Origin of the sequence: Streptomyces sp. DSM 40750 (assembly GCF_024612035.1) — a bacterium.
GTDB lineage: Bacteria > Actinomycetota > Actinomycetes > Streptomycetales > Streptomycetaceae > Streptomyces.
On the sequence record NZ_CP102513.1, the window covers coordinates 10,677,111 to 10,701,256 of the forward strand.

At 71.1% G+C, this 24,146-nt stretch carries 20 protein-coding genes; 11 read left to right on the forward strand and 9 right to left on the reverse strand.

Annotated elements, in window-relative coordinates; translation table 11 throughout:
* Positions 1-15: 15 nt before the first annotated feature.
* The gene (locus JIX55_RS46665) at positions 16-834 is read right to left on the reverse strand and encodes an SAM-dependent methyltransferase (RefSeq protein ID WP_257561840.1); all 819 of its coding nucleotides are present in this window, start codon (positions 832-834) and stop codon (positions 16-18) included.
* 78 nt (positions 835-912) lie between these two features.
* Positions 913-3,327, reverse strand: a complete 2,415-nt coding sequence (locus JIX55_RS46670) for a penicillin acylase family protein (protein ID WP_257561839.1) — start codon at positions 3,325-3,327, stop codon at positions 913-915.
* Between the two features lie 230 nt (positions 3,328-3,557).
* On the opposite strand from JIX55_RS46670, the gene JIX55_RS46675 reads away from it, so the two are divergent.
* Positions 3,558-5,057 carry an acyl-CoA synthetase gene (locus JIX55_RS46675; RefSeq protein WP_257561838.1) on the forward strand — a complete coding sequence of 500 codons (1,500 nt, stop codon included), beginning with the start codon at positions 3,558-3,560 and terminating at the stop codon, positions 5,055-5,057.
* A 61-nt stretch (positions 5,058-5,118) separates the two neighbouring features.
* Positions 5,119-5,958 (forward strand): alpha/beta fold hydrolase, encoded by an 840-nt coding sequence (locus JIX55_RS46680; protein WP_257561837.1) that lies wholly within the window; start codon positions 5,119-5,121, stop codon positions 5,956-5,958.
* Positions 5,959-5,974: 16 nt separating this feature from the next.
* Here the strand turns inward: JIX55_RS46680 and JIX55_RS46685 are convergent, their stop codons facing one another.
* Positions 5,975-7,594 carry an acyl-CoA synthetase gene (locus tag JIX55_RS46685; protein WP_257561836.1) on the reverse strand — a complete coding sequence of 540 codons (1,620 nt, stop codon included), beginning with the start codon at positions 7,592-7,594 and terminating at the stop codon, positions 5,975-5,977.
* A gap of 177 nt (positions 7,595-7,771) precedes the next feature.
* Here JIX55_RS46685 and JIX55_RS46690 point away from each other — a divergent pair, with 177 nt between their 5' ends.
* From JIX55_RS46690 to JIX55_RS46710, 5 genes are all read left to right on the forward strand, one after another.
* Positions 7,772-8,572, forward strand: coding sequence for a crotonase/enoyl-CoA hydratase family protein (locus JIX55_RS46690; protein WP_257561835.1), 801 nt, complete (start codon positions 7,772-7,774; stop codon positions 8,570-8,572).
* A 115-nt stretch (positions 8,573-8,687) separates the two neighbouring features.
* Complete coding sequence (locus tag JIX55_RS46695; RefSeq protein ID WP_257561834.1) at positions 8,688-9,629, forward strand: Zn-ribbon domain-containing OB-fold protein; 942 nt, start codon at positions 8,688-8,690, stop codon at positions 9,627-9,629.
* Positions 9,626-10,675, forward strand: coding sequence for a thiolase domain-containing protein (locus JIX55_RS46700; protein WP_257561833.1), 1,050 nt, complete (start codon positions 9,626-9,628; stop codon positions 10,673-10,675). The genes JIX55_RS46695 and JIX55_RS46700 overlap by 4 nt, the downstream gene beginning before the upstream one ends.
* Positions 10,672-11,838 carry a thiolase domain-containing protein gene (locus JIX55_RS46705; protein WP_257561832.1) on the forward strand — a complete coding sequence of 389 codons (1,167 nt, stop codon included), beginning with the start codon at positions 10,672-10,674 and terminating at the stop codon, positions 11,836-11,838. Before JIX55_RS46700 ends, JIX55_RS46705 begins: the two co-directional genes overlap by 4 nt.
* Before the next feature lie 82 nt (positions 11,839-11,920).
* On the forward strand, positions 11,921-12,166 hold the full coding sequence (locus tag JIX55_RS46710; protein ID WP_257549707.1) for a DUF397 domain-containing protein: 246 nt from the start codon (positions 11,921-11,923) through the stop codon (positions 12,164-12,166).
* Between the two features lie 80 nt (positions 12,167-12,246).
* Here the strand turns inward: JIX55_RS46710 and JIX55_RS46715 are convergent, their stop codons facing one another.
* The gene (locus JIX55_RS46715; RefSeq protein WP_257561831.1) at positions 12,247-13,167 is read right to left on the reverse strand and encodes a transglutaminase-like domain-containing protein; all 921 of its coding nucleotides are present in this window, start codon (positions 13,165-13,167) and stop codon (positions 12,247-12,249) included.
* Positions 13,168-13,345: 178 nt separating this feature from the next.
* Here JIX55_RS46715 and JIX55_RS46720 point away from each other — a divergent pair, with 178 nt between their 5' ends.
* Both JIX55_RS46720 and JIX55_RS46725 read left to right on the forward strand, forming a co-directional pair.
* Entirely contained in the window at positions 13,346-13,978 is a 633-nt protein-coding gene (locus JIX55_RS46720; protein ID WP_257561830.1) for a CGNR zinc finger domain-containing protein, read from the forward strand.
* Positions 13,979-14,240: 262 nt separating this feature from the next.
* Positions 14,241-14,738 carry a hypothetical protein gene (locus JIX55_RS46725; protein ID WP_257561829.1) on the forward strand — a complete coding sequence of 166 codons (498 nt, stop codon included), beginning with the start codon at positions 14,241-14,243 and terminating at the stop codon, positions 14,736-14,738.
* A gap of 74 nt (positions 14,739-14,812) precedes the next feature.
* Here the strand turns inward: JIX55_RS46725 and JIX55_RS46730 are convergent, their stop codons facing one another.
* Positions 14,813-16,789 carry an N-acetylmuramoyl-L-alanine amidase gene (locus JIX55_RS46730; RefSeq protein WP_257561828.1) on the reverse strand — a complete coding sequence of 659 codons (1,977 nt, stop codon included), beginning with the start codon at positions 16,787-16,789 and terminating at the stop codon, positions 14,813-14,815.
* 223 nt (positions 16,790-17,012) lie between these two features.
* Entirely contained in the window at positions 17,013-18,155 is a 1,143-nt protein-coding gene (locus tag JIX55_RS46735) for an aminoglycoside phosphotransferase family protein (RefSeq protein ID WP_257561827.1), read from the reverse strand.
* Positions 18,156-18,390: 235 nt separating this feature from the next.
* Between JIX55_RS46735 and JIX55_RS46740 the strand changes: the two genes are divergently transcribed.
* Complete coding sequence (locus JIX55_RS46740) at positions 18,391-19,887, forward strand: DNA-binding protein NsdB (protein ID WP_257561826.1); 1,497 nt, start codon at positions 18,391-18,393, stop codon at positions 19,885-19,887.
* Between the two features lie 19 nt (positions 19,888-19,906).
* Here JIX55_RS46740 and JIX55_RS46745 read toward each other — a convergent pair whose 3' ends face one another.
* Positions 19,907-21,337, reverse strand: coding sequence for a PP2C family protein-serine/threonine phosphatase (locus tag JIX55_RS46745; RefSeq protein ID WP_257561825.1), 1,431 nt, complete (start codon positions 21,335-21,337; stop codon positions 19,907-19,909).
* A gap of 477 nt (positions 21,338-21,814) precedes the next feature.
* Here JIX55_RS46745 and JIX55_RS46750 point away from each other — a divergent pair, with 477 nt between their 5' ends.
* Positions 21,815-22,228 (forward strand): SsgA family sporulation/cell division regulator, encoded by a 414-nt coding sequence (locus JIX55_RS46750; RefSeq protein ID WP_257561824.1) that lies wholly within the window; start codon positions 21,815-21,817, stop codon positions 22,226-22,228.
* Between the two features lie 40 nt (positions 22,229-22,268).
* On the opposite strand, the gene JIX55_RS46755 is transcribed toward JIX55_RS46750, so the two are convergent.
* Together JIX55_RS46755 and JIX55_RS46760 are read right to left on the reverse strand one after the other, a co-directional pair.
* Complete coding sequence (locus tag JIX55_RS46755; RefSeq protein ID WP_257561823.1) at positions 22,269-23,369, reverse strand: baeRF3 domain-containing protein; 1,101 nt, start codon at positions 23,367-23,369, stop codon at positions 22,269-22,271.
* Positions 23,370-23,533: 164 nt separating this feature from the next.
* On the reverse strand, positions 23,534-24,064 hold the full coding sequence (locus JIX55_RS46760) for a DUF4232 domain-containing protein (protein ID WP_257561822.1): 531 nt from the start codon (positions 24,062-24,064) through the stop codon (positions 23,534-23,536).
* Positions 24,065-24,146: the final 82 nt, after the last annotated feature.

Here is a 24,146-nt window from a genome sequence, read left to right on the forward strand (position 1 = left end):
GGTCGCGCGCGAGCGTCACGGCTTGCGCGCGACCCCGCCCACCGCGATCACCTCGCCGGAGCCGCCATCGGACGCCGCCGGGTCCGGCCGCCAGTCGTTCAACGGCACCACCCCCGGCGCCAACAGCTCCAAGCCCTCGAAGAATCCGGCGAGTTCGGCCGGGCTGCGCAGGTGGTAGGGGACGGCGCCGCTCTCGTTGTAGAGGCGGGTGGCCTCGGCGTTCGCCTCGTTCGTGTCGACGCTGTCGTTGAACGCGAACCAGCTGCCCGACGGCAGGGCGGCCATCAGCGTGCCGACGATGGCGCGCGCCTCGGCGTAGTCGGCGATGTGCCCGCTGACCTGCATCAGCGTCAGCGCGACCGGCTGGGAGAGATCCAGGGTCTTCGCCGCCTCCCGCAGCACGGTCGCGGGGTCGTGCAGATCGGAGTCGATGTAGTCGGTCGCCCCCTCGGCGGTGCTGGTGAGCAGCGCCCGCGCGTGGGTCAGGACCAGCGGGTCGTTGTCCACGTAGACGATCCGCGCGTCCGGGGCCACCCGCTGCGCGATCTCGTGTGTGTTGTCCGCCGTCGGCAGACCGGTGCCGATGTCGAGGAACTGGCGTACCTCCGCTTCCCCCGCGAGGTAGGTCACCGCCCGGCCGAGGAAGGCCCGGGAGTCGCGGGCGAGATCGGTGATGCCGGGGAACACGGCGCGGAAGGCGTCGCCGGCCGCGTGGTCGACGGGGTAGTTGTCCTTGCCGCCGAGCCAGTAGTTCCAGATACGGGCCGAGTGCGGCACCGTGGTGTCGATCTTGGCGGTCGAATCCGTCTCCGGGCGTAACGAGTCCTGCGCCACCGGGCGGCCTCCTCATGAGGAACGGTTATATGCCAAGGGCATGGTGCCGCCCCGAGCGGGGCGGCACCACCCCTTCGCTCACTCGCTGACGCGGACCACCTTCAGTTTCGGCGAGGACAGGATGTCCTTCTCGCAGAACCGGGACGTCACCCACTTCTCCGCCGAGAACAGCCGCGTCTGGTCGAGATGGTGCGGCGAGTTCGGGTTGGAGGACTGCGAGTACGTCAGCAGCGTGCGGGCCACCGGGCAGCGGCTGCCGTCCCAGCCGACCGCCTGGATGTGGCTGGAGCCGAACGGCACCTCGCCGTAGCCGCCGCTGGTCGGGTTCCACGTCGGCTCGATCACGTTCCACACACCGAGTCTCCCCGAGCCGCCCGGTATCGGAATGCGCTCGCCGCCGCGGACCACGAACTGGTGGTCGCCGAGCTTCGCGTCCAGCGGGATGCCCGCGGCCCGCAGTTCCGTCACCGTGTCGGCGAGGGCCCTGGCGAAGCCGGGCACGTCCGGGTTGAACGTGTGGGGCGTACGGACCGGGTCGGCCGCCGAGAACGGCACCTTCCACAGCTGGGGCGAGGACGGCAGCTTCCGCCAGAACCGGTCGAACAGGAGCGCGCCCCGGCTGCCGGTGTCCATGGTGCGGTCCCAGGCCTCGATCACTCCGCAGGCCTCGGAGACGTCGACGGTCTTGTTGTCGCTGCCGGTCGCGGTGCCGCCGGGCAGCGCGGCGCACGCCTGTGCCACGTCGGCGGCCGCGAGATCACCCGCCGGCACGCGGTTCGCGAGCTGTTGCCTCTGCAGGTCCCGTACGGTCAGATCGCCCCTCTCGGCCATCGCCGCCACGTCCTCGATCGCCCCCCGGGTACGCAGCCCGGCCTGGGTGCCGACAGGGCCGAAGATCCGCTCGTAGCCGGTGATCGGCTGATCGGCGTTGGCCAGCCAGGCGGAGTCGTTCGAGTTCTCCACGTACGGGGTGTTCCGATGCGTCGGCATCCGGGAGGGGCCGAAGATCCCCGACTGCACGGCGTCCTCGTCGCGGCCGAGGGCGCAGTCGCCGCGCGAGCCGTCGAGGACCGCGACCCCGGACACCGGATACGTGGTCCTGCCGAGCGCCGTGGAGCAGCCTTCCACCAGGTCGTCGGTGATACGGGGCAGCACCTGCGACTGGGTGAAGAGGGTGTGCCCCGCGCGGTCGGCGGCGACGGTGTTCACCCAGGGGAGTCCCTGATGCTCCGCGAGGGAGCCGAGGACGTCGTCCGTGCTCCGCGCCTTGCCGAAGCCGAGGGATGTGTCGGGGAAGCGAAGGTTCGCGGCGTTGGGGTCGTTGAGGGCGTACGCCGTCGTGGAGGTCCACGGCAGCGGGGTCTGCGCGTTGATCGCGTTGACCACCGGGCCGTAACGGGTCCACCACTGGGTGCGGGTCACCGGGGCGCCGCCCTTGACCGCGACGGTCACGGTCCGCTTCGTCATCCTCTCCGGCTTGCCGTCCACCAGATACGTCGTCGGGTCGGCCGGATCCAGCGTCAGCTCGTGGAAGTTGGCCGGGATACCGGTGGAGACGGTGTGGCTCCACGCCACGTCGGCGTTGAAGCCGACGGAGATCGTGGGCATGCCGAGCAGGGTCCCCCCGGAGACGTTGAGTTCGCCGGGGATCGTCTGCTGCGCCTGCCAGAAGCGGCGCCCGCCCTGCCACGGGTAGTGCGGGTTGCCGAGCAGCAGACCTCGCCCGTTCGCCGTGGTGTCGCCGCGGAAGGCGACCGCGTTCGAGCCCATGTCACCGGTGCCCCACACGTCGTCCGCCGCTGCGGCGACGGCCTTCGCACTGGACCCGCGCACGGCGGGGGAGCCGGAGCCGGTGACCGTCCCGGTCGGCGGCTGCGCGGTCGTGATCGCCTCCACCAGGCGCCCCTCACCGGAGATCGCGGCGATGGCGAGGCCACGGGCGGCCACATCCAGTTCGGTGACCGGCTCGACCCAGGAGGCGCCCTTGCAGGCGGGATCGGTGATCTCGTTCTGCTTCAGCCAGGCGTTGTAGCCCGCCGCCCAGCCGCGCATCATGTCCCGTGCCTCGCGGCTCGGGCCCGCGGGAGCGGGCTCGGCGAGCGCCTTCTCCACCGTGCGCGTCTCGCGGACGCCACGGAAGTACAGATCGCTGCCGAGGTTGCTGCGTGCCCCCGAGAGTGAACCGTCCGTGGTGCCGTCGGCGCCGAACCAGCGGGAGCGTTCGCCGCGCAGCGTCACGAAGCCGTCGGCGAGGACACAGACCTGGTCGGCGGCCTGCGCCCAACCGGTACCGAAGCCGATGCCCGCGTAGTCCTTCGCGACGATGTGCGGAATGCCGTACTCGGTGTAGCGGATCACGGCGGACGGGCCACCGTGGGACGGGCGTTGCCCACTGGCCCGATCGCCATCGGCGGCGGTGGCCGACGGCAGTACGGCCGAGGCGGTGAACAGGGCGACGGCCGAGACCACGAGCTGTCTCAGACGGGTGCGCATGGAGCCTCCCAACGTCAGTGAGGGAAGGGACGGTTGAGCGTGTCAATGCAAAGGTGCGTAATCCATACGTGTGATCGATCTTCCCTCTGATTGACTCGCGCCCCAGGGGGTGAAGTTGAGCCACTTCACGCCATGCGTGCCGGGTTCCGGCCAGGTGGGTGGTGTGCTTGACCTCGCTCGCGCGACGGACCGAGGATCGCGTCAGAACCGTGGACGAAGGAGCATGAATCATGACGGCTGGTCGCAGCGTGACGGTCGACGGAACGTTGCGGCGCAGCGCGCGGCGCACCCCCGCCCGCGTCGCCATCCACTACGGCGAACGGTCCTGGACCTACGCCGAACTGGACGACGCCGTCTCCCGCGCCGCCCGCGCCCTGCGCGACACCGGACTCGTGCCGGGCGACCGGGTCGCCGCCTACGGCCACAACTCGGACGCCTACCTCATCGCCTTCCTGGCCGCCGCCCGCGCCGGCCTGGTCCACGTACCGGTCAACCAGAACCTCACCGGCGACGACCTGTCGTACCTCCTCGACCAGTCCGGCAGCACCCTCGTCCTGACCGACCCCGACCTCGCCGGGAACCTCCCCGAGGGCACCCGCACCCTGCCGTTGCGGGACGCCGGCGACTCACTCCTCGCCCGACTCGCCGACACGGAGCCGTACGACGGCGAGGAACCCCGCGCCGAGGACCTCGCCCAGCTCCTCTACACCTCCGGCACCACCGCCCTGCCCAAGGGCGCGATGATGACGCACCGCGCCCTGGTGCACGAATACCTCAGCGCGATCACCGCCCTCGACCTCCAGGCCGGCGACCTGCCCGTGCACTCCCTGCCGCTCTACCACTCCGCGCAGATGCACGTGTTCCTGGTGCCGTACCTCGCGGTCGGCGCCACGAACACGATCCTCGACGCACCCGACGGCGACCGGATCCTCGACCTCGTCGAGCAGGGCCGAGCCGACAGCCTCTTCGCCCCGCCCACGGTGTGGATCGCCCTCGCCAACCGCCCCGACTTCGAGACCCGCGACCTCAGCGGCCTCCGCAAGGCCTACTACGGGGCGTCGATCATGCCGGTGCCCGTCCTCGAACGGCTCAAGGAGCGCCTGCCCAAGCTCGCCTTCCACAACTGCTTCGGACAGAGCGAGATCGGCCCCCTGTCCATGGTCCTCGGCCCGTACGAGCACAAGGGCCGCATGGACTCCTGCGGACGCCCCGTCATGTTCGTCGAGGCCAGGGTCGTCGACGAGGAGGGCACGGACGTGCCCGACGGCACTCCCGGCGAGATCGTCTACCAGTCCCCGCAACTCTGCGAGGGCTACTGGGAGAAGCCGGAGGAGACCGCCGAGGCCTTCCGCGACGGCTGGTTCCACTCCGGGGACCTCGCCGTGCGCGACGCCGAGGGGTTCTTCACCGTCGTCGACCGGGTGAAGGACGTCATCAACTCCGGCGGCGTACTGATCGCCTCCCGCCAGGTCGAGGACGCGCTCTACACCCATGGCCAGGTCGCCGAGGTCGCGGTGATCGGCCTGCCCGACGACCACTGGATCGAGGCCGTCACAGCGGTCGTCGTACGCCGGGGCGAGGCCACGGAGGACGAACTCATCGCCCACGCGCGCGAGAAGCTCCCCCACTTCAAGGCGCCGAAGAAGATCCTGTTCGTGGACGAGCTGCCGCGCAACGCGAGCGGCAAGATCCTCAAGCGGGAGCTGCGGGACCGATTCGCGCAGATCTGACCCCGGCCCTCACCGGCGAATCGCGTTGCGGTGGACGGCACCCGGCAAGAGGATCGACGGCATGCCGACCTTCACCGCACCCGACGGAACCGAACTCGCCCACCACCTGCGCGGCGAGGGCGCCCCACTGATCGTCCTCCCCGGCGGAGCCATGCGCGCCTCCGCCTACCTGGGCGACGTGGGCGGGCTCACCGCCCACCGCCGCCTGGTCCTGCTGGACCTGCGCGGCACGGGTGACTCCGCGGTGCCGGCCGACCCGGCGACGTACCGCTGCGACCGCCAGGTCGACGACGTGGAGGCGCTCCGCGCCCACCTGGGCCTGGAGCGCCTGGACCTGCTCGCCCACTCGGCCGGCGGCAACCTCGCCATGCTCTACGCGGCCCGCCACCCTGAGCGGGTGTCCCGCCTGGCGCTGATCGCCGCCACCCCCTGGGCGGTGGGCCTGCCGGTGACCGCGGAGGACCGCCTCGCCGCCGCGAGCCTTCGGAAGGACGAACCGTGGTTCGCCGAGGCGTACCCGGCCTTCGAGGCGGCGTGGACCGGCCACGGCCCCTTCGACGACGACATGATGCCCTTCTTCTACGGCCGCTGGGACGACGCCGCCCGCGCTCACATGGCCGCCGAGGAGCAACAGACCAACGACGAGGCGGCCGCCGTCTACGGCTCCGCGGGCGCCTACGACCCGCCCGCCACCCGGGCCGCACTCGCCGAACTGTCCGCCCCGGTCCTGGTCTATGCGGCCGAACTCGACGGCGGCCCGACCCCCGCCCTCGCCCGCCGCACGGCCGCCCTCTTCCCCGACGCGCAGTTCACGGTCCAGCCGGGCGGCGGCCACTTCCCGTGGCTCGACGACCCCGAGTGGTTCGTACGGCGTGTCACGGCCTTCCTCGACGGGCGCTGACGGTTCCCGGCCGGGCTCACGCGTTCGCGGCCGCCGCCACCGACCGTGCCCACCGGTAGTCCGCCTTGCCGCTGGGGGAGCGCTGGATGGTGTCGGTGAGGACCAGCTGGCGGGGGATCTTGTAGCCGGCGAGGCGGGTACGGCAGTGGGTCTGGATGTCCTCCAGGGACGGCTGGGCCGCGCCCGCCCGCAGCTGCACCACGGCCGCGACGTGGTTGCCCCAGCGGGCGTCCGGCACCCCGGCGACCAGCGCGTCGTACACGTCGGGGTGGGCCTTGAGGGCCTGCTCGACCTCCTCCGGGTACACCTTCTCGCCGCCGGTGTTGATGCACTGCGAACCCCGGCCGAGGACCGTGACGACGCCCTCCTCGTCGACGGTCGCCATGTCGCCGAGGAGCACCCAGCGTTCGCCGTCCCGCTCGAAGAAGGTCTCGGCGGTCTTCCTCGGGTCGTTGTAGTAGCCGAGGGGGACATGGCCGCGCTGGGCGACCCGGCCCGGCACACCGGCCGGGACGGGCTCGTACGTCGCCGGATCCACGACCTGCGTACGGGAGTGGACGCGGATGCGGAAACCGTCGCCCGCGCCCGAGTCCGCCGTCGCCGTGCCGTTGAAGCCGGACTCGGACGAGCCGAAGTTGTTCAGCAGCATCGCGTTCGGCACCAGCGCCTGGAACTGCCGCCGGACCGTCTCCGACATGATCGCGCCGGAGGACGACACACTGAACAGGGACGAACAGTCCGTCCCCTTCATCGGGCCGTTCAGCGCGTCGATGAGCGGCCGCAGCATCGCGTCGCCGACCAGCGAGACACTGGTGACCTTCTCCTTCTCGATCGTCCGCAGGGCCTCCTCGGGCACGAACTTGCGGTGGATCACGACCCGTTGGCCGAAGTTGAACCCGATGAACGCCGTGAGCGTGGACGTACCGTGCATCAGCGGGGCGGTGGGGAAGAACGTGATCCCGTCACCACCGGCCGCGACCCGCTCGGCCAGCTCCTCCGGCACCTTCACCGGCTCCCCGGTCGGCGCGCCGCCGCCCAACCCCGAGAAGAACAGGTCCTCCTGACGCCACATCACGCCCTTGGGCATGCCCGTCGTACCGCCCGTGTAGATGATGAACTGGTCGTCGCCCGAGCGGGCCGGGAAGCCCCGTTCGGCCGACGCGGATGCCTCCGCCTCGGTGAAGTCGACGACCTCGAGCGCGGGCGCGTCCGGCGAGGGGGCCCCCACCCGCACCAGATGCCGCAGCATCTCCGTCCGCGGCAGCGCGGCCGCCACCCGCCCCGTGAACTCCGTGTCGAAGACCAGGCCCGTCAGATCCGCGTCCCGGTAGAGGTAGACCAACTCCTCTTCCACATACCGATAGTTGACGTTGACCGGCACGATCCGCGCCTTGAGGCAGCCGAGCGCGGTCTGCAGATACTCGATGCCGTTGTAGAGATGCAGCCCCACGTGCTCGCCGGGCTTGATCCCGCTGTCGAGCAGATGGTGCCCGACGCGGTTGGCCGCCGCGTCCAGTTCCGCGTACGTCAGCCGGCGCTCCGCGCCCGTACCGGGGATGTCGAGGTACGCGAGCGCCGCCCGGTCGGGGACCACGTCGACGACCGACTCGAACAGGTCGGCAAGGTTGTACTCCACCGCGCTCCTCCTGACCTCGCTCTCCACCGGCTGTCGGTCATCAGAGCAAAGGGCGGCACAACTGTGAAGGGTCCGCGCACAATAAATCTGACTACCTGTCAGAAAACCCTTGAAGTGCTTCGGCGCCTCCTGCAACCTGTTCTCGTTCCGAAGGCGGGACGGAGAGGGAGGACCGCGATGGGTGGTACGGAACACCTGACCCTGCGGCGCGAAGGCGCCACACTGGTGCTCACGCTCAACAGGCCCGAGGCCAAGAACGCGCTCTCGCTGCCGATGCTCGTCGGCCTCCACGACGGCTGGGTCGAGGCCGACGAGGACGACACGGTCCGCTCGATCGTCCTCACGGGAGCCGGTGGTGCCTTCTGCGCCGGGATGGACCTCAAGGCCCTCGCGGGCAAGGGGATGGAGGGCCAGCAGTACCGGGACCGGCTCAAGGCCGACCCCGATCTGCACTGGAAGGCGATGCTCCGCCACCACCGGCCGCGCAAGCCGGTGATCGCCGCGGTCGAGGGGTACTGCGTCGCGGGCGGCACCGAGATCCTCCAGGGCACCGACATCCGGGTCGCTGGCGAGTCGGCGACGTTCGGCCTCTTCGAGGTCAAACGCGGGCTCTTCCCGATCGGCGGTTCCACGGTCCGCCTCCAGCGGCAGATCCCGCGCACGCACGCTCTGGAGATGCTGCTCACCGGGCGGCCGTACAGCGCGCGCGAGGCCGCCGGTGTGGGGCTGATCGGGCATGTCGTGCCCGACGGCACGGCCCTGGCCAAGGCCCTGGAGATCGCCGAGCAGATCAACGCGTGTGGACCGCTGGCCGTGGAGGCCGTGAAGGCGTCGGTGTACGAGACGGCCGAGATGACGGAAGCGGACGGGCTGGCCGCCGAACTGAAGCGGGGGTGGCCCATCTTTGACACGGATGATGCGAAGGAGGGGGCTCGGGCGTTTACCGAGAAGCGGCCGCCTGTCTACAAGCGGGCGTAGGCGTTCCGCTGGGAGGTCGTGTGTCGACTGCGGGCCGTTTGTGGCTGGTCGCGCAGTTCCCCGCGCCCCTGACGGGGCGCGTTTGTCGCCCCCCTCTTGAAGGAGGCAAGCCCCGATGTCCGCAACCCTCAAGGCACCCCTTACCGTCGAGTTCCCTTTCACCCGCTCCCTCGGGCCCGTTCAGAGCGCCTTCCTCACCGGGCTGCGCGAACGCGTCGTTCTCGGTGTGCGTACCGGTGACGGGCGGGTTCTTGTACCGCCCGTCGAGTACGACCCCGTCACGGCCGAGGAGATTCGCGACCTGGTCGAGGTCGCCCCCACCGGCACGGTCACCACCTGGGCCTGGAACCACGAGCCGCGCCGCGGCCAGCCCCTCGACACCCCCTTCGCCTGGGCCCTGGTGCGGCTCGACGGCGCCGATACGGCCCTGCTCCACGCCCTCGACGCCCCCGGACCCGACGCCGTACGCACCGGCATGCGCGTCCGCGTCCGCTGGGCCGAGGAACGCTCCGGTGCCATCACGGACATCGCCTGCTTCGAGGCGTACGACGGCGATCCGGTTGAACCGGCGGGCCACAGCGGCGAGTTCGCCGACCCCGTCACCGGGATCGTCGCCCCCGCCCGCCTCGACTACACCTACTCGCCCGGCCGCGCCCAGACCGGCTACATCAACGCCCTCGCCGAGCGCCGCAACGTGGGCGAGCGCTGCCCCTCCTGCCGCAAGGTGTACGTACCGCCGAGGGGCGCCTGCCCCACCTGCGGGGTGGCCACGGCCGAGCAGGTGGAGGTCGGGCCGGGCGGCACGGTGACCACGTTCTGCATCGTCAACATCAAGGCGAAGAACCTCGACATAGAGGTGCCTTACGTATACGCCCACATCGCCCTCGACGGTGCCGACCTCGCCCTGCACGGCCGAATCGCCGGCATCCCCTACGACCAGGTGCGGATCGGCCTGCGCGTCGAACCCGTGTGGACGGAAGGCGCTCGCTACCCCGACCACTACCGGCCCACCGGCGAGCCGGACGCCGAGTACGACACGTTCAAGGAGCTGTTGTGAACCGGGAGATCGCCGTCGTCGCCTTCGCCCAGACCGACCACCGTCGCACCAGCGACGAGCTCTCCGAGGTGGAGATGCTCATGCCGGTGCTGCACCGGGTCCTGGAGCAGACGGGGTTGAAGACGTCCGACATCGGCTTCACCTGCTCCGGCTCCAGCGACTACCTCGCCGGCCGCGCCTTCTCCTTCACCCTCGCTCTCGACGGCGTGGGCGCCTGGCCGCCGATCTCCGAGTCGCACGTCGAGATGGACGGGGCGTGGGCGCTGTACGAGGCCTGGGTGAAGCTCCAGACGGGGGACGCGGACACCGCGCTCGTCTATGCGTACGGCAAGTCCTCGCCCGGGTCGGTGCGCGACGTACTGACCCGCCAGCTCGACCCCTACTACGTGGCGCCGCTGTGGCCCGACTCCGTCGCCCTCGCCGCCCTCCAGGCGCAGGCGCTCATCGACGCCGGCGGCACGGACGAGCCGGCGCTGGCGGCGGTCGGGGCGCGCAGCCGCGCGGACGCCGTCGCCAACTCCCATGCGCAGCTGAGGGGTTCGGTACCGCAGGGGGAGTACCTCGTACGGCCGCTGCGCACCGGGGACTGCTCGCCGGTCGGTGACGGGGCCGCCGCCGTGGTCCTCGCGGCGGGCGAGCGGGCCCGGGACCTGTGCGAGCGGCCCGCCTGGATCCGGGGCATCGACCACCGGATCGAGGCCCATGGCATCGGCGTACGCGAGCTGACCGACTCGCCCTCCACCCGCCTCGCCGCCGAGCAGGCCGGAGCCTTCGAGCGGCCCGTGGACACCGCCGAGTTGCATGCGTCGTTCACCTCCCAGGAGGTGATCCTGCGCGAGGTACTGGGGCTCGACGACAGGGTGCGTGTCAACCCCTCGGGCGGGGCCCTGGCCGCCAACCCGGTGATGGCCGCCGGGCTCATCCGGATCGGTGAGGCCGCCGCGCGCATCCACCGGGGTGAGTCCGACCGGGCGCTGGCGCACGCCACTTCCGGCCCCTGTCTGCAACAGAACCTGGTCGCCGTACTCGAAGGGGATCCGCGATGAGCAAGGAGCCCGTGGCCGTCGTAGGGGTCGGCCAGACCAAGCATGTGGCGGCGCGCCGGGACGTGTCGATCGCCGGGCTCGTACGTGAGGCCGCCCGACGGGCCCTCGACGACGCCGAGTTGACGTGGGCCGACATCGAGGCCGTCGTCATCGGCAAGGCGCCCGACTTCTTCGAGGGCGTCATGATGCCCGAGCTCTACCTCGCGGACGCGCTCGGCGCCGTCGGTAAACCCATGATGCGGGTGCACACGGCGGGCTCGGTGGGCGGATCGACCGCGCTGGTCGCCGCGAGCCTGGTCGCCGCCCGCATCCACGGGACCGTACTGACCCTGGCGTTCGAGAAGCAGTCCGAGTCGAACGCCATGTGGGGCCTGTCCCTGCCGATCCCGTTCCAGCAGCCGCTGCTGGCCGGCGCGGGCGGCTTCTTCGCCCCGCATGTGCGGGCGTACATGCGGCGCAGCGGCGCCCCCGACACCGTCGGCTCCCTGGTGGCGTACAAGAACCGCCGCAACGCGCTCAAGAACCCGTACGCCCATCTCCACGAGCACGACATCACGCTGGAGAAGGTCCAGGCCTCGCCCATGCTGTGGGATCCGATCCGCTACTCGGAGACCTGCCCGTCCTCCGACGGAGCCGTCGCGATGGTCCTCACCGACCGCGCGGGGGCGGTCCGGGCGCCCCGCCCTGCCGCGTGGATGCACGGGGGCGCGATGCGCAGCGAGCCGACGCTGTTCGCGGGCAAGGACAGTGTGTCGCCGCGTGCGGGGCGGGAGTGTGCGGCGGACGTGTACCGGCAGGCGGGGATCGCGGATCCGCGCCGGGAGATCGACGCGGTGGAGATGTATGTGCCGTTCTCCTGGTACGAGCCGATGTGGCTGGAGAACCTCGGTTTCGCCGACGAGGGGGAGGGCTGGAAGCTCACCGAGTCCGGCGTCACCGAGCTGGACGGGGATCTTCCGGTCGACATGTCCGGCGGGGTGCTGTCCACCAATCCCATCGGTGCCTCCGGCATGATCCGTTTCGCTGAGGCGGCGCTCCAGGTGCGGGGGCTGGCGGGAGAACACCAGGTGGCGGGCGCCCGCCGGGTGCTCGGGCATGCCTACGGCGGCGGATCGCAGTTCTTCTCGATGTGGCTCGTGGGCGCCGAGCCGCCCACCTCGTGAACCTTCCTCTCACGTGGCCTGTCGGCGGTCGTGGTCGATCGCTAGTCTGGCGGGCGGACGACGAACCGGGAGGAGCACGGACGTGGCCGAGAGCACCATGGAGCAGCGATCGCTCGACGGCTGGCACAAGCCGGCGGAACTGGACCTCAGCAAGGCGGACTGGCGGTCCAGCAGCCAGGGGCGGGGAGATGTCCAGATCGCCTTTGTCGAGGGCTTCATCGCCATGCGCAACAGCGGCAGCCCCGAGAGCCCCTCGCTGATCTTCACCCCCGCCGAGTGGGGCGCCTTCGTGTCGGGGGCCCGCGAGGGCGAGTTCGACCTGACCTGAGCGGCCGCCCGGTTTCAGTCGGTGGGCGGCCGGGGCCGCCCACCGACTGGGAGCGGGAGAAGCGCTCCGGGGCCGGGCGGTCAGCGGAGGGTGACCTCGCACGGGCCGTTGTACGGCGCCAGCGACAGCACGGTCCGCGGTGTCCGCAGCCCCTCGTGGCCCGCGAACAACTCGCGCGCCGCGGCGAAGTCCACCTCGTCACCCACCACCGGCGCGACCTCGTCGTACAGCTCGCGGACCGGCTCCACGAGTTCCTGGCCGGCCTCGGTCTCCGTCCCCCAGATGTCCCACAGCAGCGTCTCGACCTTGTTCAGGTCCGCGAGGTCGAGCCGGACGTTGCCCGCCACGAACCACTCCCCGTTCAGCGGCCCCTCCGCCGGCGGGTGGAGGCCGAACGTCCCGGGGTCCGCCTCACCGGCCCGGATGGCCTGCCACGCCTTGCCCGCGACGAGGAAGCGGTCGCGCGGCACGTCCATCGGATCGAAGTCGATCTTCCAGGCGTCGGCGATCAGGGGCTCCGTCAACTGTGCGTCGGCGAAGAGCCAGCCCCGCGCCGGGTCCCAGTACTCGGTGACCACGTGGTCGGCGTGGAAGCCGTTGTCGCCGAAATACGTGGCGAAGCCGGACCGGAGCCGGGCGGGCACACCCATGTGGCGCAGGAGCGAGCAGTGCAGCAGCGAGAAGTCGCGGCAGACCCCGACGAAACGGTCCTCGGGTTCGCGGCGGTGCGACAGCGGCGCGTCGTTTCGCCCGACGACGATCCGCAGGATGTCGTCGAGGTAGCGCGTCTCGGCGTCGTTGTGCAGCCGGTCCTGCGGGGTGGCGTAGCGGAATGTCTCCCCCTCGCCCCGATGGATCATCAGATCCCGTGCGACACGGGCGAGTCGAGCCGGATCGCGCGGCAGGTCGGTGTAGCGCGGAGTGAGATCGCCCGGGTCGGTGAACGCGCTCTGCGTGGCGTAGAAGGCGGCGACGTCCGGTGCGAGGTGTGCGGGTGGCATGACTGAACCCCCAGAATGAATCGGCCACGCGTTCGATTTGCGGGCCGCTTCGCCTCACCGTGCCAAAATTCCCCCGCAATTGTCCAGAATTCCCACAAGGGCCCGACTGCTCGGAATTTCCTTCCCGAATTCCATCCGACTCGAATTAATGGATGACTGCTCGCCTATCATTAGGCTCATGGAGTACTCGATCAGCGCGGACGCGCGGCTCGCCCTGGACCTGGCCCTGACCGTCCGCCACGACGGCAGCGGCGGTGTCGCCGACGACCTGACCGAACCCACGGGACTCACCACCTGGGTCCGGGCACACCCGGACGCCCTGCCGACCGCCCCCGGCTTCACCGCCGACGAGGCCGCGCTCACCGCCGTACGCGATCTCCGCGCCGCCGTCCGGGCCCTGTTCGCCCGTGCCGTCAGCCCCGGCGAGCCCAGCCCGGCCGACGCCGGCCGGCTGCTGCCCGTCCCCGAGGCGCTGGCGCGCCTCAACGGGGCCGCCGCCCTGACCCCGACCGTCCCGGTGCTCTCCTGGGGCCCCGACGCCGAACCCGTCGTACGTCACGAACCCGCCACCGGCGACGACCCGCTCGCCGCCGCGCTCGCCCGCGCCGCCGTCGCCTTCCTCACCAGCCCGGAGCGGCAGCGGCTGCGCGCCTGTCACGCGCCACGTTGCGTGAGCTACTTCCTCAAGGAGCACCCGCGTCAGGAGTGGTGCAAGCCGTCCTGTGGCAACCGCGCCCGCGTCGCCCGCCACCACGAGCGGCACAAGAAGATCGCCGGTCAGCCGTCCACGCGACTGTCCTCCGCCCGGTAGGCCGGTCGGAAACCGCCGAACAGGCCTCGCCGCCCCGCGCCGGGCACGCGCCGTGGTGCCCGGAGCAGGCGGCGCGAGCCCGGAACGGCCGCGGAACCCCGCTCACCGCCGGCCGGGGCGGGACGGCCCACGGCCCCTGCCGGACCGGCCCGGCGCTGGGCTGACAGCCTCCGCACGGGTGACCGCACCGGACCCCGGATCGGCCCCCGCAATAGCCTCGCCCACCCGACACCGAGCACCTCCGGGCACGTACCATGGCGGCATGTCCTTCCTCCGCCGCCGCAGCGCCACCCCTGCCGGTCCCGACTTCGACGTACTGGCCATGGACCCGGGCGACTGGCCGGGCAATCTCGGCGCCGGCCTGCTGCCCGCCCCCGACGGCAGCTGCCAGGGCGTCTTCCTGCGTTACGACCTCTACGGCGGCCGCGGCCCCGCGATGATCATCGGCAACCTCCCGGAGGGCTCCCCGGCGCGCGAGGTCGCCGACGGCGAGGTCCCCTTCGAGGTGGCCCAGCTGCTGATCGCGCTGGAGAACGAGGAGGACATCACCGTCGTCGGCGCCGAGGACATGCCGGTGATGCAGGGCGACAACCTGCTGATCGTGCGCCGCCTCAAGCTCTCCGAGTCCCGGATCTCCTGCGTCCAGTTCGACCGCAGCGACAACGTCCTGGTGACCATCGCCGCCTGGGACCGCCCCATCACCGACGACCTGTACGCCCTGCTCAAGCCACTCCCGGCGGAGCTGTTCCAGCAGGGCTGAGAGCACAACGGGGACGAAGACGAAAGGGCCGGGCTCGCACCCGGCCCTTCGTCGTGCCCCAGGCGGCCTCGACCTCACGCGGCCGGCAGCACCCGCACATCCGCCGCCCGCACGAACGCCACCCGGTGACCGAACTGGATCTCGTAGTAGAGGTCCTCGCCGACCACGACCCTGTGTCCGCTCGTGTCGAAGCCGACGGCGTAGTAGTACTCGCCCGGCACCCGGTCCCCAGCGGCGTACTTCTGGCCCTTGAGGAGCTTGTACGGCAGCGGGGACACCGCCTGCGCGGGCACGCCCGCCGGGTACGCCTCCTGCTCCGGGTAGGCGCGGCCGTACACCGGGATCTCGGCGAGGCCCTGCCTGGGCGTGACGACCGGACCGGCCGCGCCGACCGCCGTCGGCCGCCCCTTCGGATTCCGGAACCAGGCCTTCTGCCCCAGGTACCAGATCGCCGTCCAGTCGCCCTGCCGCCCGGCGACCGCGTACTGCTGGCCGGTGGAGACCCGCGAACCGAGGTCGTTCACATCGATCGTCGAGTCGCCGCCGCCCGGCCGCAGGCCGACGTCCTTGATCAGGGGCGAGGTCACATCGGGCTCGCTGTACAGGCGAACGGCGCTGGAGCCGTGCACCGCGCAGGGCTCACCCCCGGTCGCGCAGCCGGTGAACTCGGGCCGGTTGTCGGGGTAGTTCGGGAGGATGGTGACCAGGGAACCGTTCTTTCCGGACGTCGGGCCGAACGGTTTGCCCAGCAGTTCGAAGTAGTGCCGCCAGTCCCAGTACGGGCCCGGATCGGTGTGCATCCCCGGGATCGTCGCCGTCGTCGGGCCGGGCACGGTGTCGTGGCCCAGGATGTGCCGGCGGTCCAACGGGATGCGGTACTTCTCGGCGAGGTACTTCACCAGCCGCGCCGACGTGCGGTACATCGCCTCCGTGTACCAGGCGTCCGGCGAGGCCAGGAACCCCTCGTGCTCCAGACCGATCGACTTGGCGTTGACGTACCAGTTGCCGGCGTGCCAGCCCACGTCCTTGTTCTTGACGTGCTGGGCGATGTGCCCGTCCGTGGAGCGCAGCGAATAGTGCCACGACACATAGGTCGGGTCCTGGACCAGCTTCAGCGTCGTGTCCCAGGTGGCCTCGGTGTCATGGACGACGATGTACCGGATGCTCTGCGACTTCGGCCGGTCCGCCAGGTCGTGGTTGCCGTAGTCGTTGTCGCCGAACTCCTCGTAAGGCGCCGGGATCCACTCGCAGGACACCGTCCTCGGACACTCCGTGCCGTCCACGGCCGCCGCGCGCAGCCCGGCCCGGGACAACTGCCCGGTGTCGGGGCGCAGATCCGGCTCGGCGGCGAGCGTCACCCGCTGGCCGGCGTCCGTGACGCGCCCGGCGCCGTCGCGGATCACCGCGAACACCTCGTTCGCGTACGCCGCCGCCGTCGCCCGGTCGTCGGCGCCCGAGAAGCGCGCCACCGCCCCGTACCAGTCCGCCGGATCGGTACTCGGCTCCGCGCCGAGCTCCCGCTGCGCGTCGGCGAGCAGCGCGGCACCGCCCGCCACATTGGCCTCGGCGTCCGTGCGCAGCGCCTCTGCGGGCAGACCGGTCAGCTCGGCCGCCTTCGTCAACGTCCTCAGCCGGGCCGGGAGTCCGGAAGGCTGGGGCAGATCCGCCTCGGGCACCAGCCGTGCCCGGGAGTCGTCGCCCCGCGCGTCCTCCGTGCCCTCGCTGTGGTGCGGGGCCTCGGCCAGAGCCGTACGCGCGTCGGTGAGATGCATGGGGCCGTAGCCGCCGGTGACGCTGGCCGCGCCGCCGTGCGCGTCCCAGCGGGACTGGAGATAGGAGACGCCGAGCAGAACGCTGCGTGGTACGTCGTACCGCGCGGCCGCGGCGGTGAAGGCGCCCTGCAGACGGGCCGGAGAGGAGGACGACTGGCCGGCGGGCGGGGCCGCGCCCAGCAGGGGCAGCAGCAACACCGCCGGGGCTGCGGCGACCGCCGTTCTGCGGAGACGTCTGTGGTGCGGGGTGGGCCTGCGGTCGGTGGGGGATCCTCGCAAGGCGGCCTCCTGGAACGGTGGGGCGTTGGCGGGGCGTGCGGGGCCTGGGTCCCCCGCGCGAGCGAAACCGAGCGTGGGGGAGTGCACCAGTGCTATCGGTCGGCCGACGATCCGTCAATCATGCCCGGAGGAGGGCTGGTTCCTCGGTGATTGCCTTCCCTGACATGACGAAGGTCCGCGGCGCGCCCCTGTTCCAGGACGCACCGCGGACCTTCCTTTCCCCTCAGCGAGTGCCGACCGCCGCCCGTACGGCCTTGCGGGCCAGCTGACAGTCGTCGTGCAGCCGCCTGAGCAGCAGCCGCTGTTCCTCGCCGGACGGCGCGGCAGCCGGGTGGGCGGGGCCCGGTGCCGCCGGGGTCGAGTCGCGCATCGAACGCTGCACGGCCGTCTCGTAGGTACGGATCTCACGGGTCAGTACGAGCATCAGGTTCACCAGGAACGCGTCACGCGAGGCCGGCCCCGCCGACTGCGCCAGCTGACTGATCTGCCGCCGCGCCACCGGGGCGTCTCCGAGCACCGCCCACAGCGTCGCCAGGTCGTACCCCGGCAGATACCAGCCCGCGTGCTCCCAGTCCACCAGCACTGGACCGGCCGGTGAGAGCAGGATGTTCGACAGGAGGGCGTCGCCGTGACAGAACTGGCCCATGCCCTGACGGCCCGACGCATGCGCGATGCCATGCAGGAGCTTCTGCAGATCGCCCATGTCCCGGTCGGTGAGCAGACCCAGCTCATGGAAACGGGAGATCCGCTCCGCGTAATTCAGCGGGGCCTCGAACGTCCCTGCCGGTGGCCGCCACGCGTTGAGCCGGCAGATCGCGCCGAGCGCCGCCCGGATGTCGGCGCGCGGTGGCGCCTCCACCGGATGCCGCCGCAGAGCGGCCACCCGGCCCGGCATCCGCTCGATGACCAAGGTGCAGTTGTCCGGGTCCGCCGCGATCAGCCTCGGCGCCCGCACCGGCGGGCGGTGCCGGACGAACGAGCGGTATGCGGCTATTTCATGCCGGAGCCGCTCCTCCCAGATGGGGGAGTGGTCCAGTAAACACTTGGCGACGGCCGTGCTGCGCCCTGTCGTACCGACGAGCAGCACCGAGCGGCCGCTTCGGCGCAGCACCTGGACCGGAGTGAACTCCGGGCAGATGCGATGCACCGAAGCGATCGCCGTGCGCAGCTGCGCGCCCTGAGGGCCGGACAAGTCGACTCTCCCGCTGAGCGGTTGGGTGCCGAGCCCCGGCACGCGCCGCGTCCGGCCGGCACCCAGTACCGGGGCCGCCGTGCGTGTGGGGTCAAGGTAGGGGCCGCCGCTGCCCGGCTGGCGGGAGTGCAGCGACCGGGGAGGAGCGGACACGGAGGACGATGCTGCGTACATGGGGGAAAACAGATCCCTTCGTGTGCCGGCAATGTCACGCGCTACCCGCCCCGGCCGTCCGGGGACACCCTGGGGAGTGCCCGTCGGGGCGACCGGGTCGGGGTGGCGCTTTCCTACCTGACACCGGATGGGCCGTGGCAGACCATGTAGCGCACCCTGGCGAAGCCTGGCGAATAGTCCCCGAGCAACTGACAGCGGGCTACATTCAACTCAGCCGAGAACCTGGGGGCTTGACGTGGGCGGACAACCCAACACCCGACTTGGAGACCTGTTCGGCCTGGCCGGCTGGTCGAAGGGAGAGCTCGCGAGGCTGGTCAACCGGCAGGCGGCGGCCATGGGCCACCCTCAGCTGGCGACCGACACCTCACGGGTGCGGCGGTGGATCGACATGGGAGAGATCCCGCGCGATCCCGTGCCGCGGGTGCTGGCGGCGCTGTTCACCGAGCGTCTCGGCCGTGTCGTGACCATCGAGGACCTCGGTCTGGTCCGGCACGGGCGTACGGGGAAACGGCAGGGCGACGGGAATGTGGAACATCCCGACGGTGTGCCGTGGGCGCCCGAACGGACTGCTGCGGTCCTCACCGAATTCACGGGAATGGACCTCATGCTCAACCGACGCGGCTTGGTGGGTGCGGGCGTCGCGCTCACCGCGGGACCCGCACTCAGCAGCGCCATGCACGACTGGTTGCACACCGATCCGGCCCTCGCCGCCGACGCTCCCGACCTCGACGATCCCCTGCACGCCGACTCCGCTGGGTTCGACCGGTACGAGGCCGCCCCCATCGGGTCGCAGGAGATCGAGGAACTGGAGCGTTCGGTCGAGGTGTTCCGGGCCTGGGACGCGGCCCGCGGCGGCGGGCTGCAACGCAAGGCTGTCGTGGGACAGCTCAACGAGGTGGGAGGCATGCTCTCCTACCGCCACCCCGAACATCTCCAGCGGCGCCTGTGGGGCGTCGCCGCCAACCTCGCCGTCCTCGCCGGCTGGATGTCGCACGACATCGGCCTCGAACCCACCGCCCAGAAGTACTTCATCATCGCCGCCCACGCCGCCAGGGAGGGCGGTGACCGGCCACGCGCCGGCGAGGCCCTCTCCCGGGCGGCCCGACAACTGGTGCACCTCGGCAAGCCCGACGAGGCGCTCGACCTCATGAAGCTCGCCCAGTCCGGCTCCGGCGAGCAGGTGCTGCCGCGCACCAAGGCCATGCTCCACACCGTCGAGGCCTGGGCACAGGCCTCCATGGGCAAGGGCCAGGCCATGCGCCGCACCCTGGGCCAGGCCGAGGACCTGTTCGTCTCCGACCGGGGGGACGTGCCGCCGCCCAGTTGGATGCAGATGTTCAAGGAGGAGGACCTCTACGGCATGCAGGCCCTGGCCTACCGCACTCTCGCGGAGCACGACCCGGCCGCGGCCAAGCAGGCCCAGCACTACGCGGAGAAGGCCCTCGAACTGCGCGTCGACGGCCGGCAGCGGTCGAAGATCTTCGACTTCCTCTCCATGGCCTCGGCGTCCTTCATCGCCGACGACCCGGAGCAGGCGGCCGGCTACGCCCGCCTGGCCCTGGCGTCGATGGGCACCAACTCCTCCCACCGCACCTGGGACCGGCTGCGCCAGATGTACCGGCTCACCGGTCAGTACTCCAGCTATCCGAAGATCCAGGACCTGCGGGAGGAGATCAAGCTCGCTCTGCCCAAGATCCCGTCGAAGAACAAGGGCGACATCGCGTCGACGTGACCGTCGGGGACCGGCTCCTTCAGGAACTGACCCTGGCGACGAGCACACAGGCGTCGTCCTCGCGCTCGGTCTCGCCGAACGCTTCCACCACTGTCCGTACACACTCCTGGGCCGTACGCGCCTCGCCGAACCGTGGGGCCAGGTCCAACAGCCGCTGGACGGCTGCCTCTCCTCCCCGCCGCGGGACCAGTCCGTCGGTGTGCAGGAGCAGCAGATCGCCCTGCTCGAGTGTCACTTCGGCCTGCCCGTAGACGGCACCCGAGGTCGCTCCGAGCAGGACGCCGTCCGGCGATGTCAGCACGCACCCCGTCCCGTCGCGGAACAGCAGCGGGGCGGGGTGCCCTGCCTGCGCCCAGACGAGGGTGCGGGTCGCCGGCCGGTAGCGGCAGCAGACGGCGCTGCCGAGGGCGGGTTGCACGGTGACGTCCAGTAACTGGTTGAGGCAGGCCATCAGCCGGCCCGGCTCGGTGCCCGCCATCGCCATGCCGCGCAGCGCGCCGATCAGCATCGCCATGCCCGAGGTGACGGTGACGCCGTGCCCGGTGAGGTCGCCGACGCTCAACAGACTCTCCCCACCCGGCAGTTCGAGGGCGTCGTACCAGTCGCCGCCGATCAGGGCGCTTGTCGAGCAGGGCAGGTAGTGGGCCGCCAGGTCCAGCTTCTCGGGTCCCTGTCGCGGGAGCCGCAGGGAGCCGTGCCACGGCGGCAGCACGGCTTCCTGCAGCTCGACCGCGAGCCGGTGCTCGGTCTGCGCGATATGCCGCTGGCGGTGCAGCGAGTCACGGGTCTCGCTCACCGCCCGCTGGCTGCGCCGCAGTTCGCTGACGTCTCGCAGTACGGCCCACATGGAGGCCGTACTGCCGTCGTCGTCGAGCACGGGCTCGCCCATCATGTGCACGGTGCGCACCCCGCCGTCGGGCAGCACGATGCGGAACTCCCCATCGATGCGTTTCGCGTCGATCAGACAGTCCGTGACCATCGCCGTCAGCTTCGGCCGGTCCTCGTCGAGCACCAGCGCCGGCAGTTCGTCGAGGGTGAGCGGTGGGGCGTCGGGGTCGCGGCCGAGGATCTGATACAGCTCCCCGGACCAGCTCGCCTCGTCCGTCAGCAGATTCCACTCGGCGCTGCCGACCCGGCTGAGCAGCGATTCGCGCCGCGGTGCCGGGACCGGGGCCACCGGGATGTCGGCCGTGGCCGCGGGGGCCGACGGCAGGGCCGGGCCGTCCCGCAGCTGGGCCAAGTGGTCGTCGAGGTCGCTGAGTTGATGCAGCGCCAGATCGTAGAGCGCGCGCTGCCACCGGCCCTCCGGGTCCGCTCCGTCGGCGGGCGCGTCACGCCGTACGGCGTCCACGTCGCCCAGCAGTCGCCGGGTCTGCGAGATGAGCGCGTCGACCGTGCCGCGCCGGGGCGGCTGGGCGGCGGGACGATCCGCAGAGAGATGGGACGGCATCACGTACTCCGATGGGGGACGGTACGACCAACGCTGACGTAAGGGCCGATTACGACTGTTGCACAGCCCGCGACGCCCTGTAAGGGATTTGGCAAGACACGATGCGGTGGTGCTTCTGGCATATGCCACCGTCCTTGCGGGTGAGGTCCACCACGGCGAGTCGGTACGCGTCCGGAAGGCCAAGTCGTAGGGATCGTACGCGACTTGACGGACCGTCGGCCGTATTCACATGTCTCTCATTCCCATGTTCGAGGGGCATATGTGCGAGCCCTCTCGGTTACATAGAGCGGCACATGTAAATCAGACCGCGCTGACGCCCAAGGATGCGTCCGAAGCCGGGAGTGTGGGTGACATAGGTCACAGAGGTGAATCCGGGAAGCCCCGTCATGCGAAAGACCTCAGCGAGGTCGAAGAGGCACGTCGGCGCACGGCCGGCCCGCACCGCAGGAAGAGCTTCACCCGAAACGGAGACTGTTCATGACCGTCACGCTGGAACAGCACGCCCGCGCCCTCCTCGTCACCGCCGAGGACCAGGAGGTCCCGGTGCCCGCGAGCCTGCGCTATTCCTCCGACGATCCGCTGGCCGTGCACCTCGACTTCCCGGCCGACATATCGCTGAACGGTTCCATGGTGACCTGGACGTTCTCCCGCGGTCTGCTGGAAGAGGGAGTGCTGGCCCCCGCCGGCGCCGGCGATGTGCACATCTGGCCCTGCGGCCGCTTCCGCACGGTGGTGGAACTGCACTCCCCGTACGGCATGGCCCTGCTCCAGTTCGAGAAGGCGGCTCTGCAGCGCTTCCTGCTGCGCAGCTACGCCGTCGTCGCCGCCGGAAGAGAGGAACTGGGCCCGTCACTCGACCGGGGCCTGGCGTCCCTCCTCGACGGTGTCTGACACCCGGCCCGATGGGGCGTCGGCGGGTACGGGCCGGCGCTCAGTACCGCAGGACGCCCGCGATGCCCCGGGCGTCGCCGAGCGTGCCGTCGGGGACGAAGCGGACCTCGGCGCCGGTGTCCAGGCACCGTTCGACGATCTCGTCCACGATGTCCTCGCGGACGTCGAGGTCGCCGCTCTCGGCCGGGACGAGATGGCCGCCGCCCCCGTCGGCGCGGACGGCCGCCCGGTAGTTCTCCTCCACGGCCAGAAGCTGGATACGGCCCTGCTGGGCGTTCTGCCGGACCTCGTCGACCCCGGCGGCGAACACCTTGTGGCCACGGGCCGCTTCGAGCCGCCGGGCCACGGTGTCGACGTTCCTGCGGTCCTCGGCGTCGATCAGGGGCCGGACCGCCTGCCACACGGCGTCCGGGGTGCCGTGCGCGAGACCGCCGTACGGAATGTGGGTGGCGTCCTTGGTGGCCGTGCCGATCTCCTCGAGCAGGGACAGCGCGGCCGTCTCCCCGGTGACGTAGAGGGGCCGGTCGTGCGTGCGCAGCACACGGGCCAGGGCGGTGTCGGCGTCGCGCAGGAAGTGCCGGGTGTCCTCGTCGCGGAAGGCGGACGGCAGGTCGCCGATGCGCTCCTGCCGCTCGGCGTCGAAGTTGGCGCGGTCACGGGTGAGCGGGAAACCTCCGACGTGCGCCTCGCTGACGCGGTCGCCGCCGCCGTTCCACAGCGTGACCCGGTCGGAGGAGACCGAGAGCACCCAGAACGTCCGCTCGGCGGCCTGCGCGGCCACCAGGTTCCGGGTGAGGAAGGTGTCCGAGAGCACCACGCGCTCCGGCACCGGGCGGGCCAGTGACCAGACCTGGTGTTCACCGGGCGCCGCGAAGATCACCAGGCCGTCCTCGGCGTGCGTCAGGTCCACCTCGGCCAGTGCCTGGTCCAGCTGCTCGACGACGTCGTTGCGTCGCTCCCGCGTCACCGCGGGATCCTGCTCCAGCTGCTTCTTCGCCTCGGCCACGACATTGCGCAGCCGGACCGGATCCTGGGCGTTCTCGGGCTCGCGGCGGTGCGTCGGCGTCAGTACCGACACCGCGGGATAGGGCCGCGGACGGCGCAGTTCGGTGAGGGTCGCGGGACTGAGGGCATGCTCCATGACTTCACGATAGGACTGATTCGCGTGTCGGGCATTTGGGGTAAACCGGCAGCCGGTGCGGGCGGCCCCGGCACTCTGGAGGGGGCAAGGGCCGAGCCCGTCGGCGCGCACCGGTGAAGGTGTGCGCCGACGGGCTCGGCGGTGCCGTGCGTCTGCCGCGAGGGTCAGCCGACTTCCTTCTTCAGCGCCTTGTCGGCGGCGGCCTTGGACGGCTTCCACCACGTCGTCACCGGCTCCCAGACCTTCACCTTCTTGCCCGTGCCCAACTGCTTCGCGGTGAAGGTGCGGCCGTTGTAGTTCGGGTTGGCCGACACGGTGATCGTGCCGACGCGACGCGCCTCCGGGTCCTTGAGGTCGGCGATCGTACGGACCGCCGCGTACACCGTCTTGCCCGCGCCGACCTTGTACGGGCCGCTCTCGCCCGAGGGCACCGGCAGGGCCGCCCCGTCGAGGGCGCCGAAGGTGACGACGGGGAGGCGGTCGATCGTGCAGGTGCGGGCGCCGGTGTTCTTGACGCTGATGTGCACGACCCTCGCGTCCTTGGACTGCTTGGCCCCCAGCTTGAGGACCTTCGCCTTGCAGACCGGGGTCTTGGCGGCAGGCTGGGCGGCCAGACCCTGCGGGGCGGCGGTGAGGAGCAGCGCGGCGCCCGCGGCCGCCGCGGTCGAGAGGGTGAGGACGGAACGAATACGCATCGGTGGAATCCCCCAGTTTTGGTCACGTACGGGTACGGCGCACACAAAGGTGACGCATACCCAATGTGACGCGCGAGATCCG

Coding starts and splice junctions, on each gene's coding strand:
- JIX55_RS46675 (WP_257561838.1), top strand. CDS start 3,558: ATGACGGCTGGTCGCAGCGTGACGGTCGACGGAACGTTGCGGCGCAGC.
- JIX55_RS46690 (WP_257561835.1), top strand. CDS start 7,772: ATGGGTGGTACGGAACACCTGACCCTGCGGCGCGAAGGCGCCACACTG.
- JIX55_RS46680 (WP_257561837.1), top strand. CDS start 5,119: ATGCCGACCTTCACCGCACCCGACGGAACCGAACTCGCCCACCACCTG.
- JIX55_RS46745 (WP_257561825.1), bottom strand. CDS start 21,337: ATGCCGTCCCATCTCTCTGCGGATCGTCCCGCCGCCCAGCCGCCCCGG.
- JIX55_RS46670 (WP_257561839.1), bottom strand. CDS start 3,327: ATGCGCACCCGTCTGAGACAGCTCGTGGTCTCGGCCGTCGCCCTGTTC.
- JIX55_RS46750 (WP_257561824.1), top strand. CDS start 21,815: ATGACCGTCACGCTGGAACAGCACGCCCGCGCCCTCCTCGTCACCGCC.
- JIX55_RS46755 (WP_257561823.1), bottom strand. CDS start 23,369: ATGGAGCATGCCCTCAGTCCCGCGACCCTCACCGAACTGCGCCGTCCG.
- JIX55_RS46715 (WP_257561831.1), bottom strand. CDS start 13,167: ATGCCACCCGCACACCTCGCACCGGACGTCGCCGCCTTCTACGCCACG.
- JIX55_RS46735 (WP_257561827.1), bottom strand. CDS start 18,155: ATGTACGCAGCATCGTCCTCCGTGTCCGCTCCTCCCCGGTCGCTGCAC.
- JIX55_RS46725 (WP_257561829.1), top strand. CDS start 14,241: ATGTCCTTCCTCCGCCGCCGCAGCGCCACCCCTGCCGGTCCCGACTTC.
- JIX55_RS46705 (WP_257561832.1), top strand. CDS start 10,672: ATGAGCAAGGAGCCCGTGGCCGTCGTAGGGGTCGGCCAGACCAAGCAT.
- JIX55_RS46760 (WP_257561822.1), bottom strand. CDS start 24,064: ATGCGTATTCGTTCCGTCCTCACCCTCTCGACCGCGGCGGCCGCGGGC.
- JIX55_RS46720 (WP_257561830.1), top strand. CDS start 13,346: ATGGAGTACTCGATCAGCGCGGACGCGCGGCTCGCCCTGGACCTGGCC.
- JIX55_RS46695 (WP_257561834.1), top strand. CDS start 8,688: ATGTCCGCAACCCTCAAGGCACCCCTTACCGTCGAGTTCCCTTTCACC.